Consider the following 15,213-nt stretch of genomic DNA (forward strand, 5'->3'; position numbering starts at 1 on the left):
CTGAAATGCTGGTATTTTGGAAAAAGTGTTTAAATTAAAGGGTTTCTTACCGGATATCCATGTATCGAACCCGAAATACCCTTATAGTGCTCATTGGTTTTGTAGGCTTGATTTTTTCCTGTACCCAAGGGCAAAAAAATATCGACTCGCATTGGGATCTCCCTGACAGTGTGTCGAGGCTTTCCAGCCCGCTTCCAGCAGCGGAAACCCATGTAAAAGCAGGTCAGGAGCTTTTTAACATGTATTGTGCCGCTTGTCATGGTGAATACGGCAGGGGAGACGGAGCCGCCGGTCAGGCCATGGGAGCGCAGCCGGCAGACTTGCATTCCGAAAGAATACAATCGCAATCAGATGGGGTTTTGTTTTATAAGATTACGGAGGGGAAGGCGGTAATGCCTTCCTTTAGATCGGTATTGACCGAACAGCAACGCTGGCAATTGGTTCGTTATTTGCGAAATTTAAAGACTTCCTTAACCCTAGAGGATTCCACCCGGATTCCCCAACCACTGGTTCCAGAACTTTCCATCGCCCGATGGGCAAAAGTAGCACCCCGGGCGGTCCGTATCTGGGAGAGTGAGAATGGCAAGTACCTCTGGTATGCCACTTTGAGAGGGGAAGTTTATCGATTATCCAGGGAGTTTCCCCAGGTATTCGAAAAAATGTTGGATGAGAAGGACCACGGAATTCCCCGATTGCAGGGAGCCACCATGTGGGAAGGCCAGCTTTATTTAAGCGGGAATACACCTTTAAACGATGGGAAAGGAACGGCAGGTCGGATGGTGCGAGTTTTTTGGGATGGAGAAGGAGAAAAGACTGTGGAGGTTGTTTTTACGACGGAATCCTATGGGACGACCAATACGCCCTTTGATCACGGATGGTCCGCCTTGCAGGTCAGCCAGGACGGTCAGTCCATTTACGTAGTCAGCGGAAGCCGCACCGACCATGGAGAGGTTCAGGATAATCTGGGGGCCTATCCTCATTCGCGGGACGAAGCCCTCACGGCGAAAATATTTGAGATACCGATCGGTACCACCGGACTTTTTCTGCCAAACGATAGGGAAAAACTGGCGGAAATAGGGGTTATTTTTGCCGAAGGCATTCGCAATGCCTATGACTTGGGGCTGGATAAGCAGGGGCGGTTATTTGCGGTCGTCAATTCCGGAGATTATGACCAAAATGAGGACCTGTTTTGGGTTCAAAAAGGGGCGCACTACGGGTATCCATGGGTGATGGGCGGCATGCTTACCCCGCAGCAGTTTGAAGACTGGAATCCGGACCCGACGACAGACCCTTTTCTAAATCCCGGAGCTGCCGCATGGCCCGATGATTTTTACAACGATCCGGAATTTCCGAAAGCACCGGAGGGAGTCAGGTTTAGTCCTGGAATTATTAATTATGGCCCGGATGCAGATAAATTTCGGGATCCGGATACCGGATTGATCCGGGATGCATCGGAGCTTGGAGTGGGGACGAGCACCTTCACGCCTCATTCTTCCCCATTGGGTTTGGTGTTTGATCAAAAGGATCAGCTACCCGGACGGTTCAAAGGCAAAGCATTAGCCCTGAGGTACACCAACGGGCAGCGCTCGGTACTCATGCAGCCATTCACCCGGAATGGAGAGGACTTGTTGCTGCTTGACCTCCGGTTGGATGCTGCTGAAAATAACTTTAAACTACATACCTACCGGGTGGCTGCTGGTTTTTCCCAACCCGTAGATGCCGTTTTGGTGGGCGAGTCATTGTTTGTCATTGAATACGGTGGCAGGGAGAAGGGAGGTAATATTTGGAAAGTTACCTTTAAATAAACCAGCTATGTTCCGGGTGTTTGGTTTGGTGTGGTTAGGAGTGATTATTATCGCCATTCCTGGCTAAAGGAAAACCGGCTCTGGTAGATTTGGCAGGACTGCCAGCAAAAGCAGGCCTGGAAGGTCTTTCGCTACTTCCCCAGATTAAAAATCCCGATACCCCCCGGCCGCCCGGCCATAACTACCCATAACCCTGGAAAGCACAGTGTGCGGTCGGTGCGGTGGCGGAACATTCGATATGCAGATGGAAACTAGGAATTAGATGATCATGAAAGCCATTCCACGAACAGCCTAACCCGGTAGCAAACACCAAAAGCTGGAAAAAAAGGACGGAAACGGGTATTGTGAAGAAAATCTGATAATTAAAAGATGACTAATCAAATAATGAAATAGTATATGGTTATTTGGCATTAAATTTTTTAAATCAAAATATAATATGGTTAAAAATTACTTTTGTTTCGGGTGTGTATTTTTGATATTTATAAATTTTGGTCTAAAAATTTAAAATAAAGTAAATTTTTCTTAAAAACATCGATTTCTTTTCTAAAATAATTTTTTTGTTTACCTTTGTAATGTTCGAACATAAGAACAGGTATTGCCTCGAAAGGGGAGCAGGAGATGGTAACAAGCATCGGAGGTTCAAATCCTTCCCTTACTACTTGGTTATTTTGGGTTTATTGTTAATTGACTTAAGCTATGAAATTTTATTTCATAGCTTATTTTTTTGTCTTCAAAGCAAATCGAACGGAGTTTTTGTTTCTTCGGGGACCTATTTTTTGATCGTTTGATTCCCTCAAAAAGGTTGCGTCCCATTGTGCGTATTAGATCATGGTATTGGGTGATTTTCGTCATGTTTTTCTAAGATAGTCTCAGCTACCTTTGAAGTGTCAAAGAAATAAGACAGCACCATTTTAAGGGGGAAAACCCCATTGAATTGACCTAAACCAAATTATTATGTACCAGCAATCAAAATGGACCGTACTGGCATTTATCCTGATTTTTAGTAGTTGTGCTCTCCCGGTTTTTTCTCAGCAGACATATGAGCTTGGATCCGATCCAATAATGAAGGTATCGGGTACTTCCACCTTGCACGATTGGGACATGGTTTCCAACGAAGCCAGTGGAACGGCCACACTCAGACTTTCAGCAGGAAGGGTTACGACCATTCAGTCAGCAGAAATGACCCTGCCAGTAAAGACACTAAAAAGTGGGAAAGGACAGATGGATAACAATGCGTATAAAGCATTGAACGCCGATGACCATCCCGAAATCACCTTTACCCTGTTAGAAGCCCACCAAGATGGGGGAAACGATTGGAAAGCCACCGGGCGACTGGAAATAGCTGGGAAGGCGGAAACCGTTCCCTTCTTACTTGAAATCGCTTCCTCGGGTACCAACCTGATGCTGAGCGGATCAGCAGCTATTAAATTAACCGATTTTGATGTGGATCCTCCCACAGCGGTTTTTGGTACGATCAAAACAGGCAATGAAATGACCATTGCCATAGAAATGAAACTCATTCCAATTAAATAACAATTTAACTTTTACTATCATGAACAAGAATATTTTATTCCTGGTATGCGCTATTTTATGGTCCTTCAGTGGTCAGGCGCAACAACGAGACATGCAATTCTGGAGGGCCTATGACCAACGAGGCATCAATGTATTCGAGACGGGAAAGGCCGATACGGTCGCCTATGATGGGGTTCGGGTACGAATAGGGGGGGCTTTTGCCCAGCAATTTCAATCATTGAGTCACGAAAATTCCGCCTCCCCCGTCATGAATGATAATGGGGTCAATACCAATCAATTGATGGATATTGGTTCGGGATTTAACCTGGCTACTGCCAACCTTAACATTGATGTGGCGCTGGGCGATGGGATCAGACTGAATTTGATCACTTACCTTTCTTCCCGGCACCACCCTGAAACCTGGGTAAAGGGGGGGTATTTGCAGTTTGACAAGCTTCCCTTCCTCAATAGTCCGACGTTTGATCAGATCATGGAAAAGGTAACGATCAAGGTGGGACACATGGAAATTAACTATGGGGACTCCCATTTCCGACGGTCTGATAATGGCAATGCATTCTATAATCCCTTTGTAGGAAACTATATCATGGATGCATTTGCAACGGAGATAGGTGCAGAGGTCATTTATCAAAACAATGGATTTCTTGCGGTAGGGTCCATGACCGGCGGTGAGATCCAGGGTGGAGTGACCAACCCAACACGCAGGAAACCAGCATTTATTGGAAAATTGGGTTATGACAAAACCCTTGATAGTGAGGTACGACTCCGATTAACCGGCTCGGTGTACACCACCGCAGGCTCCGTCAATAATACCCTTTGGTCCGGGGACCGAACCGGGTCCAGGTATTACCTGGTGATGGAAAATACCCTGGCATCTACTGCAGGTAATTTTACTTCCGGACGTTTTAACCCAGGTATGCGGGATAATGTTACCGCCATGGTATTGAATCCATTCGTTTCCTTCCAGGGATTGGAGCTTTTTGGTACCCTGGAGCAATCCAAAGGAAAGGCTGCCAACGAAACCGAAGACCGAACCTGGAATCAGGTGGGGCTGGATGCGGTTTACCGCTTTGGGGCCATGGAAAACTTTTACCTGGCAGGCAGGTACAATCAGGTGGGAGGGGAAATGCCCAATGGCCTGGAGCCTTCTATCTCCCGTGTACAAGTCGGAGGGGGTTGGTTTATCACCAAAAACATCCTGGCCAAGCTTGAGTACGTAAACCAGCAATACAGTGATTTTGCAGCTACCGATATCCGTAATGGTGGTTCATTTAACGGACTCATGATTGAAGGCGTGATTGGTTTTTAACAAATAAAGAATAAGAATACCATGCGTATCGCTCTATTACTCGGCTGTTGTTATTTCCTGATGGGCGCCATTGAAAAAAATGCACTGGTCATCCATCATAAAGAAATCATCGTAAAAGGCAAAACCTCTGTAGGAAGTTTTGAATGCAGTTACGATAGCCAGGTTAAGAGCGATACGCTTATTTTTGACTACCCATACCCGAAAACGCATTCATTGGATTTTGAGATACCGGTGGATGATTTTGGATGCGGTAATTTTTTATTAAACAATGATTTCAGAAAAACGCTGAAAGCAGATGATTACCCACTTTGCCTGGTTTCGGTCCATCAATTAACCAGGGACTCGCAGCAGATTTTCGGGGATATCTATTTACAAATGGCAGGTACCGAAATGCTACTCGAAAAGGTTGTTTTTCAGTTGTTGGAAGGCAAGTTACAGGGCACCCTTCACCTGTCTACCGAACAACTAGGGCTGGATGCCAGTAGCCGCCTGGGGGGGCTGGTTACCGTGGAAGAATCCATCGACCTGGAAATCAACCTGTATTTGAAATGAATGCAGTTAAATAAATCGTAGATTTCATTGGATGTCGTATCGTTTAATATGGGTTAATTTTTAAAATTACAAAGGGTAGGTGTTTGGTACAAAAATCAACTCATAAAAAGCAGGGTTTAATAAATAAATTAAACAAGAAAGCTCCCTTAATAATAATTTCTTAACGTAGCTTCCTGGCTCCCTTTAACGGTTTTTACCTTTGCCCAGGCTGAATTCGTAATCATCCGGTGTCCCCTTTACATTGATGTTTACAAACCGAATCCGCCTATCCTGATCCCGGTAGACAATGGCATCCTCTTTATCCGAATCGATCTGCTCGCTACTTTTTCCTCCAAAAAGAGACCTGACTCCAGCTTGTGTCACCAATCCGAGCGGAATACGAATAAAGTAATCCATGTTCAAGTCCAGTCCCTGCATACCGGAGAGTTCTATAAATCCCAAACTGGAATTTACGGTCATTTTAGGTATGTGTAAAATCCCATTTTTCAGGTCAAATGTATTCTGAAGAGTGTCAAAACGCACCAGGTTTAGGTTTTTATTTTTGAAATACGAGGACATCGCCTGAAACGGAGTGAAATTTACCAAACTGCCCTGATATACGGTCAGGTCCATTTGGGCTTCACTTTTTTCAATAATTGGCGTGAGGTCCGGATGCACCAGGAATTTGCTGGTGATGGTGCCACTTACTTTTCCGTGAAGATTCTCGTTGATCAGGAAATCCTGACCGAAATTCTCAAACTTGATCATCAACTGATCCAGGTCTAATAATTCGGCCTTCATGGTACTGTAAAAATAGATATTGCTGGGATCTGAACCATTGAAATATCCCTTCATTCCTAGTTTTCCCCTGGCCGTTCGTAACGATAGGCTGTCCACGTGCAAAAAATGCGCTTTGGTGGTGTGAAAAGCGGCCTCCACCTCTTCCAACCAATACGTATGGTAGTTCAGCTTACCAATATTAGCCGTAAATTCCATATTTGAAAAAGGTAGGTCGAAAATATTAAAGGCACTATCATGGGCCACCTGCCGGGTAGCTACCGTATTGAAATTCATCAGGGCATCCAGGTCCAGGGTGTTCGCGCTTAGATGAAAGGAATTGGGGCGGATCTGCAAGCTGCTATCCTTTCCGGAAAAGTAAGCCATGTCGATTACAACATCACTTTTACCCAAATGCCCCCCAAAATTCTCTACCAGGGTGTTGCCGTTTTCATAGTGAATCCGTCCCTTTACGCTTTGCAATGCCAATGGGTGGAGGCTCAATTTGCCTTCCAGTTGCTGAACGGTAAGGTCTGCTGCCTGAAAAACGGTGTCATAGTGAAGGTCCAGATTTGCCGTCAGGTGTAAACCGGAAATCTCCTCTTTCTTGTAGGATTCGGGCAAATAATTTTCCCCATTATAGGTCAAAAGGTCTTTCAGGTTTAGCTGCCTGGAATCAATTATAAAGTCAAAGCTGCTTTTCCCGGATTTTACGGGTTGAAACCACTTGGGATAGTTGGACCAAAGTCCGGAAATTTGAAAATCACTGCCGTCAATTTCCCCTGTAAAATGGTTAACCTCCAGGCTTGTGTCTCCGATGGTAAAAGCAGCATCAAAATCATGAAAGGCATGGGGGTAATTTTTGAGTTTCGCATAAAAGTCTTCCACTTTTAAAACGCCTTTTGGCAGGTGTTGGAAACCGACCAATTCTTTCGCATTGCTTTCCATCTCTAGTTTTAGCCGGAGGTCGGAGATTTCCTCATGGGCTTTATTCGTCAATGCAGAATCAGTGGAAAGTAGTTGGGCGGGGTAGATGTGATTCGACCCCAAATTCAGCGAAATTTTTATTTCCTCGTCCAATCCGTGAAAAATGGCCGGAAAATCACTGATAGCACCTTTGAAATTAAAATCGGAATCTCCCAATTTAAAATTCAGGTAGTCGAGGAGTATTTCCCCGTCCTTCATCTTCGCCAGGCCGTTGGCATTCGTGACAGGCTGCGAAAAACCTGGAATGAGAAAGGATAGATTTCGGATGGTAAGCTCGCTGTCAATGCCTTCTTTTAGCTTGGCCAGACCCATTTTTGGGATGTCCATTTCCACGATTTCATCCAGATCCATGTCCAGGATCACCTGTCCTTTCAGCTTTTTGAGTCCCTCCACCTCGAAAAATTGGCCCAGGAATTCCAGGTCCAGGTCGGCATGGAGTTCCACATTTACATAAGGATCTTCAAAATCTCTAATCACCAATTTCCCCTGAAACGCCCCTTCCTCGGGTTTGGCATAAACGTTTTGTAGGCGGATTTCGGATGTTTTCAGGCTCTTTTCCTTTCCATTGGTATAAAAACCAGAGAAATTCAGTTTATCCACGCGCTTATCGTACCGGGTGTTTACAAAATAGGCGTTTTCACAGCCAAATTCGACAGCGATTGCGGGAGAATGGCCACCGATCGCTTTCCCGTTAATGGTTCCAAGGAAAAAGATATTTCCTTCGTTTTGATAATTTTTCAAGGCCTCAGCCACCTCTTCAGGGGCAAAAGCTGCAAATAGGGAGAAGTCTGGCTTTTCCCCGTAGAGTTTCAAATCGGTATTCAGGTCATCTTCAATATCCACGGTGCCTTCCAGGGTGAAATGCGCCTCCTCCAATGTTAATTGGGAAGGCATCACCGACAAGCGATTTTCCGAAAGATGGTAGTTTAATTGCCAATCAAGGTTTACCTGCTTGTCTGAAAAAAACGTAGGTTTTTGACCCTCCAATACGTTCAGGATAAGATCCCCCTGTAGGTCCAGAAAAAGGGTTTCACGGTCCATTTTAAGGCTGGATTGCAGCTGGCTGATGGTAGCCCGTATATCCTGGGAGCTTGTCTGACTGGTATAGGAAATGGTAAAATCACGGACCGTCAGTTGTTTCAAATCAAACGAAAAGGAATCGTTTTCTTTCTCTTCGCTGGAAGCATCCGTTATATTTTTTGCATTGAGCAGGTTAATTTCTCCGGTTTCTGTCTTTACCAGTCGTAATTGCCCATCACTGATCTGTATACTTTTTACCCTGTAGTTGCCCAGCAAAACATCTATTAGGCTGAAGCCAATATAGATGTCTTTAGCCTCGTAAATAGGCGCTGTGTCTTTTGATTTTGTTTCAAAAAAGGTAACGTTTTTTAAATCCACCGAGATATATGGAAAATTAACAAATGGGGAAATTCGGGATTTCTCAATCACCAATTCTCCCAAAAGCCCTTCGTTAATCGAAGATAGTGCCTTTCTTGTTAGGAGTTCCTGATTTTTATAAAGGCCAACCACTCCGACAAGCACTAAAAAAAGCGGCACAAAAAAGAGTGCTGCGACCACGATTCTTTTTCTACTTCGCATCTTCCCCAAGCTTAAACACAAACAATTAAGCAAATAAAATCAAAAAAATATAAATGCCATTTTATTTCAATAAAAAATACGATTGGATTAGAGCAAGGGATCTACTTCCTGGTTTCTAGATTCCTTTTTTCGTTTCGTAAAATCAAGGTTGTGGTACACACTGAAACGAATGATGTCACGGTTGTTTAAATCAAATCCCCGCTCTTTCTGTTGAATACTTTTCATGTACCCTGCCTGAAGTTGAAAATTTTCATTAATCACATACCCCAGTCCCAAAAAGAGCCGGTTATCTTCAAAATAATTGTACAGTACGGGTTTGCCGGCCTGAATGAATATTTCATTGTAACCGGAAAAGAACACCGTTTTATCCTGCAGCTTGGGCTTGTTTAGGGGGATATACGTGGATATTTTGTAGCGCATTCGATGGGTTAATTCAAAAGGGGAGTTGACGAGGTAATCCCGCTTCCACCTTTGCTCGGTACGTATTTGGTGGTATATTTTAACCCTTCCCATGCTTTGGATAAATAAGAACTGTTGCCAGAATCGAAATTGATTGACCACGTTGTCAATTTGCTCCTCATCGGAATACTGGTCTTTCGGTGCCCAATAAAAGGGAGTGACAATGCCTCCGGTTACTTCAAATTTTTCATTTACCAAATAGGACAGACCAAAACGCAGGTAGATCTGTGCCATGTTTTCTATCAGGTGGTCCCTTCTTCTCATATGATATTCCCCATAGTAGAATAATTTCTCTCCTATCCTGTATTTGGTATACATTCCTAGCCACAAACCAGATTGCCGGGTGTATTTTTTTTCTGGCAAAGCACTATCTCCGGCTTGGTTTTCCATGTATTGCGCAAGGCTAACACTTGTCCATATACAAAAGGCGACCGTAAATAGGCTGCGCAGGATATGTTTTTTACCGGTTGCTGTCATTTTTATTTCCTTGATCATTCAAAATAAGGCCAAGATTGGATTACGAGTAGGCATTTTGGCGTTGTAAGGCGTTAAAAGCAGAATAGTTTCTGTCTCAGGGAAGATCTAGCAGGGAAGCTATTTTTTCAGGATTTTTGGTTCTTCCTAGCCTGCGCTCCAGGCTTTTGGTAGACGCATCCCGCAAATCAATTAGTTTTTGCTGCAAAAGTGCTATTTTATCCAAATGTTCCTTGATCTTGGTATAATCTTCCTCACGAATCATTTCGGACAGGTAATAAGGGTATAAAACCTCCATTCCAGCCTCAAACAAACGTTGTTTGGCCCGGGCTTTATAGCGGGTGTAGGTAAAGGGATCGAAGGTTTCTTCCTTATAAACCTCGTCGATCTCTCTGTTTCGAGGATAAATGGCTGCAAGTTCCGGGTAAAGGGTCTCCAGTTCGTTTAGGAAATCCAGCAATTCCCGGCCTTTCTCTATTTTGATGCTGGCTTCATCGGTTTCGGCATACCTGGCTAGCTTTTCTTCAAATAAACGTTCTAAGATGCCCCATCTGAATGCTTCGAAAAACTGTTCTTCCGCTTCACTAGCATCATGGTTTTCATATAATGTTTCTACCAGTGACCGCTTTTCGGTGATTTCTTCTTCAAGATCCACCAGGCGTGTACTGACTTCGATGGATTGTAATTCACGGTTGGCATAGCTGGCTAACGCAGCAGAAAGACTTATTTCTTCCTGTAGATTCGTTTCTACCCGCTCTAAAAAGGAACGAGCACCACCGTAGCCCACTTCGCGGGTTAGAAACTTACTTTTTTCCTCATCCCTGTAAGCATATTTAATCAGATCCAATGGTGATAAAAACGGAACTCCGGCTTGGGTATAATTATTCAAATCAACGTAGCGGATGTCCCCTGTGCGTATCAGTTCCATTAATTCCTTCATTTGGTCCAGTTTTTTGGTACGGCTTCTAAAATAGGCATGCGTGAATGCCAGGGAATCGCTTTTATCCTTATTCAGTGCCAGCGCATTCATTTCCGAGTAATTCTCGACCGTGTCCCTAAATAAGGCGTATTTATCTTCCAGAGAGCCTAATAGTTCCTCCAGGTCATCGTAAAGCGTGTACTCAAATCTTTTTGTCAATAGGGGGTAATGGCCAACATTTCCTGCGTCAGGACTACTCTCATCATATTGAAGTAGTTTGGATAGGAAGTCATTGACAAAGCGATTGCCGGGTTTTTGAATTTGAAGTTGGGGACTTTCGGATTGGAAACCATCGTTGTAAGTCAAACCAAAATCTGCGGATGATATTTTGTATCGTTTTTGGCTTTCTGATTCCAGGTTTTGCAACTTCTCGATGGTTTCATAAAAGATCACTTCCTGGATAGCCGCACCCGTTTGCAGGTTTCGTTGTTTGACACCCAATAAAAACCCGTTTTCATAATTACGAACTTCGGATACCAACACGCTGTCTTTAAGATACACCAGAGACCACTCACCATCCATATAGCCATTGGAATTTATTTCTCCCCGAATCAATTGGGTAAAATCTCCCTCGAAGTTCCGGTAGTCAAAATCTTCTACAATTTTACCCTCGGAAAAAACGATTCCCGTTGCCTCTGCTTTCGGATTTAGCTCGCCGTCTACATAGTCATTTTGCTTAAATGTCCAGGTACCCGTCTTTACCCCCTCAGAATACATGGCTTCTACGTGGATGTTTTCGCTTTTCAGCCGGCTGACAATCTCAAAATTCACCACATCTTCCAGACTTATGCGATGGATTTCCCGATCAAAAATCCAGGTGCCATTTCGCTCATTCCGGACGTGTTCTCCAGTGACTTGAAATTTATGCAGGATGGTTTGGTCGGCACTGTCTTTTTCCAGGTAGTCAAAACGAAAAAAACCGTCCATAACCATCTCCTCTTCCTCTTCAAGGAATTCAAAGGTAGCCGTACCTTCTTTTCCATGAAAGGTATACGTCCCTTCGTAAACGCTTTTTACCTGGGCAAAACCAATGCCCACATGGAATAAGAATAGTAAAAAAAGAAAGCCTTTATGAATCATGGGTATTCCTAATCAATTTCGATGCTAAGTTTGCATGAAGGAGAAAAATTATTGAAAAAAGATTTGCAAATAGCCTGCCAAAAAAAAGAGGGCCAAAACCCTCTTTGATTATTTGTATCCTAATATTTTCATCATGTCCTTACTTTCCTGTTCCGGGCTAAATAACCAGTGATGGATGCTTCCGTCGCTATTCCGATCGATGATCACGTGTTTTGGAGCAGGGATCAGGCAGTGCTGAATTCCTCCATAGCCTCCCAGTGATTCCTGATAGGCTCCTGTATGGAAAAAGCCAATGTATTGCTGATTGTTTTTTTCTAATTTTGGAAGGTAAATGTTAAACTGATGCGCTTCGGAATTATAGTAGTCCATGCTATCGCAGGTAAGCCCTCCCAGAGAAATGTTATGGTATTCCTTGTTCCAGTTGTTGATGGCCAGCATGATGTATTTCTGATTAAGCCCCCAGCTGTCCGGTAGTTGGGTGATAAAGGAGCCGTCTATCATGTACCACAATTCCTTATCGTTTTGTAATTTTTCGTCCAAAATGGAATACAACACGGCACCACTTTCACCCACGGTGTAACTTCCGAATTCGGTAAAGATATGCGGCTCTATGGTGTTGTTTTTGGCACACATCCATTTGATATTCTTGATGATCTGGTCGGCCATGTACTGGTAATCGTAATCAAAAAACACGTTGGTTTTGATCGGCCAACCTCCTCCCACATCCATGGTATCCAAGTCGGGAGCCAGCTTTTTTAACTCTACATATTTTTGAATAAATCGCGTGAGTTCGGACCAGTAATAGGCCGTATCTCGAATGCCGGAGTTGATAAAAAAATGAAGCATCTTAAGGCTTACATTCGGATTGTCCTTTATTTTCTCCTCATAGAGTTTGATGATATCATGGTACCTGATGCCCAACCGGGAAGTATAAAAGCCAAATTTGGGTTCCTCATCCGCAGCAATCCGGATCCCCACCTGAAAGGGGACCTTTACATGTTCCAGGTAGTAATCAATTTCCGTCAGGTTGTCCAACACGGGGATGCAATTGGTAAATCCCTCGTTGAGAAGTTCCGACACATATTGCTTATAAAGTTCACGTTTAAAACCATTGCATACGATGTAAGTATCTTTGTCAATTTTACCTTGATTGTAGAGGCTTTTCACCAGCGGAATATCAAAGGTAGAACTGGTTTCGATATGCACCTCATTCTTTAATGCCTCGTCCATAACAAAGCTAAAATGAGAGGATTTGGTGCAATAGCAATAGGTATAAGATCCTTTGTAGTCATGCCGCTGCATGGCATTGCCGAAGTAGGTTTTGGCGTTCTGGATATTTTCAGAAATTTTTGGGAGATACGTTAACTTCAAGGGTGTTCCGTATTCCTGGATGATTTCCATCAAGTTTACCCCATTGAATTTTAGTTGGTTGTCTGCTACGGAGAATTCTTTGGTTGGGAAGTCAAAGGTTTGCTTAATGAGATCTATGTAGTTATTCATGCCTTACGTTTATCACAGTTTTAAAGGATACAAAATTTGTACGATTACTTCAAATTTCAATCCAAAAGGAAAATCAGCTTTTTGGTGTTTTGGGATCGATTGGAATTTCGACAAAAAAGGTGGTACCGTTACCCTCCTCCGTTTCAAACCAAATACTACCTCCATGGGCACTGACTATCTGTTTGGAAATGGCCAAACCCATCCCAAAGGGTTTCTCCCCATCGGTACCGCTTCTTTTACTATCGGTATACCATTCAAAAACCTTGTTCTTAATCGAGTCTGGAATGCCGATTCCTTCATCTTTTATGGAAAAAACGGCCTTTTCTGATTTTTTAAGCAGGTTGATTTGAATGGATTTTCCTTTGGGGCTGAATTTGATCGCATTGGCAATTAAGTTGCTGATGACCCGCCATAATTTTTCCCGGCTGACGAAAGCAGTAACCGGAATGGTGTCCAGGACTAGTTTTTGATGTTTTTCGTTTGCTTTATGTTGGAGCAAATCGACGCAATAACGCAGCAGGCGCTCCAGATCCACCGGCTCTTTGGTAAGTGTTTCGGTGTTTTTATTGGACTGCATCATTTCGGAGACCAGGTTGATCGAATGGTTGCAGGAGGTCTTTATATGCTCCAATAACACCCTGTTTTCCCCGGTGATTTGCTCATCTTCCAACAGAATGTCCGCCATCATGACCATGCTGCTGATAGGGTTTCTCAGATCATGAGCGACCATGTACATGATTTTGGTGTTTTCTGCCTGGCTCTGTTCCAGGGCACCCAGGGTTTCCTGTAATTCTATGTTTTGCTCACTGATTACCTTATTGATTTTTTTGGATCGTTTGAGCCCCTTGGCAGCCAGTCCCAGAAAAATCACTAACAGTATCGTAAAACCTAGCGTGGCACCCAGGTAAATATTCTTTATGTGATTATCCCGGTTGATAATGGATAGTTGGTATTGTTGGGCTGCATTTTCATAAGAGGCTTCCATGTCTACAGCACGTAGGTCATCATCGACCTGATCAATGGAATCTTTTAAACGATAATAGGCCTTTAAAAAGGGATACGCCCGCTCCGGGGCACCTGCCTGCTCAAAATAGCTGCTTTTCACCTTGTTCCAATGAATCAGCGTTTGGATATACGACCGGTTTTTTAACTCCGAATTCGAAATTGCCAGCTCCAGGTCATCCATCAGTTGCTGTGCTTCATCCAGCTGGTTTCGAGCAATGTAGAGGTCTGCCAGCTTGGTCTTTGCGGTAAGGGCATCTTGTGTGTCGAAATTGGGTCGGCTGTTAATAGCAATGCTTTTAAGCAGCAAGCTTTCTGCTTCGTCGTATTGTTCCAGCTTGGCCAGAACACCACCCAGGTTGCCCATAAAAACCCCTTTGGCCAGGAGAATAAAGTTTTGCTCTTCAGGATAATCTCTTTCAGCATCTGTTAAAAACTGCAACCCGTCCCGGTAATGGAAAGCAGCACTGTCCAGTTTACCGGTTTTTTCGTACGCCAGGGCCAGCGTATTTCGATACATTTGTGGAAAATATAGTTTTTGAACCACCTTATCCCCATCCCAGCAATCCTGGTTTTCCTGTATGGCCTGCTTAAAGTACGGAATGCTTTCGGAATACTGCATCTGTCCGTAACGGAACATTCCCAACTGATAGGTAAGGTTACTAATCAGGCAATTACTTAAGTTTTGAAGACCAAATTCCCGGCCTTCAAAATAGCTCGCAAAAGCGTCACCAAACTGTTTTTTGGCTTTATACCAGTCGCCTTCCAGAAATTTGGTTTGCGCATATTCTTTTTTATATAGTTGTCTCCTATTTTCCAATACCCAAAACATACTATCCAGATAGGTTTTCGAATGCTCCAGATCGATGTCGTAATTCAGGTAAATTCTACTCAAAAAATTATACCTTTCCCATAAATCAAGCGGCGTTTTTTGCTCCATCTGCTGATAAGCACTATCCAGAAATTGAAGGGATTTTCGATATTGCCCGCTATTGAGCAGGTTGCTCGACCGGTCCAGAATATCGGAAGTAGTTTTGGAAAGGGGCTGGTACGCTTCATCCGGCTCCTGACAAGCTAAAAAACAGCAGGCACAGAGGCAAAAAATAAAACCCGGAAACCCTTTCCTAAAATAATACCCTTTCTTTTTTTGCATAGGCTGCCAAAATAATCTAAAATTCTCC

The 15,213-nt window shown here is 43.6% G+C and carries 9 protein-coding genes; 4 read left to right on the plus strand and 5 right to left on the minus strand.

All coding sequences use genetic code 11. From position 1 onward, the window contains the following. The first annotated feature begins 59 nt into the window (after nt 1–59). The 4 genes from GJQ68_RS12255 (at nt 60) to GJQ68_RS12270 (ending at nt 5,196) form a co-directional block, all read left to right on the plus strand. Nucleotides 60–1,805, plus strand: a complete 1,746-nt coding sequence (locus tag GJQ68_RS12255; RefSeq protein WP_162417576.1) for a c-type cytochrome — start codon at nt 60–62, stop codon at nt 1,803–1,805. A 954-nt stretch (nt 1,806–2,759) separates the two neighbouring features. Continuing rightward, nucleotides 2,760–3,338, plus strand: a complete 579-nt coding sequence (locus GJQ68_RS12260) for a YceI family protein (RefSeq protein WP_162417577.1) — start codon at nt 2,760–2,762, stop codon at nt 3,336–3,338. A gap of 19 nt (nt 3,339–3,357) precedes the next feature. Next, nucleotides 3,358–4,644 (plus strand): hypothetical protein, encoded by a 1,287-nt coding sequence (locus GJQ68_RS12265; protein ID WP_162417578.1) that lies wholly within the window; start codon nt 3,358–3,360, stop codon nt 4,642–4,644. 21 nt (nt 4,645–4,665) lie between these two features. Then, nucleotides 4,666–5,196, plus strand: coding sequence for a hypothetical protein (locus tag GJQ68_RS12270; RefSeq protein WP_162417579.1), 531 nt, complete (start codon nt 4,666–4,668; stop codon nt 5,194–5,196). 183 nt (nt 5,197–5,379) lie between these two features. On the opposite strand, the gene GJQ68_RS12275 is transcribed toward GJQ68_RS12270, so the two are convergent. The 5 genes from GJQ68_RS12275 to GJQ68_RS12295 form a co-directional block, all read right to left on the minus strand. Next, nucleotides 5,380–8,538, minus strand: a complete 3,159-nt coding sequence (locus GJQ68_RS12275; RefSeq protein WP_162417580.1) for an AsmA-like C-terminal region-containing protein — start codon at nt 8,536–8,538, stop codon at nt 5,380–5,382. A gap of 87 nt (nt 8,539–8,625) precedes the next feature. After that, on the minus strand, nt 8,626–9,387 hold the full coding sequence (locus GJQ68_RS12280; protein ID WP_162417581.1) for a DUF2490 domain-containing protein: 762 nt from the start codon (nt 9,385–9,387) through the stop codon (nt 8,626–8,628). 181 nt (nt 9,388–9,568) lie between these two features. Further along, nucleotides 9,569–11,530 carry a hypothetical protein gene (locus GJQ68_RS12285; protein WP_162417582.1) on the minus strand — a complete coding sequence of 654 codons (1,962 nt, stop codon included), beginning with the start codon at nt 11,528–11,530 and terminating at the stop codon, nt 9,569–9,571. 108 nt (nt 11,531–11,638) lie between these two features. Further along, the gene (locus GJQ68_RS12290) at nt 11,639–13,030 is read right to left on the minus strand and encodes an arginine decarboxylase (RefSeq protein WP_162417583.1); all 1,392 of its coding nucleotides are present in this window, start codon (nt 13,028–13,030) and stop codon (nt 11,639–11,641) included. Nucleotides 13,031–13,103: 73 nt separating this feature from the next. Then, nucleotides 13,104–15,185: a tetratricopeptide repeat-containing sensor histidine kinase gene (locus GJQ68_RS12295; RefSeq protein WP_162417584.1), complete on the minus strand. Its 2,082-nt coding sequence runs from the start codon at nt 15,183–15,185 to the stop codon at nt 13,104–13,106. Between the last annotated feature and the right edge of the window lie 28 nt (nt 15,186–15,213).

The organism is Cyclobacterium roseum (assembly GCF_010119225.1).
Lineage (GTDB): Bacteria > Bacteroidota > Bacteroidia > Cytophagales > Cyclobacteriaceae > Cyclobacterium > Cyclobacterium roseum.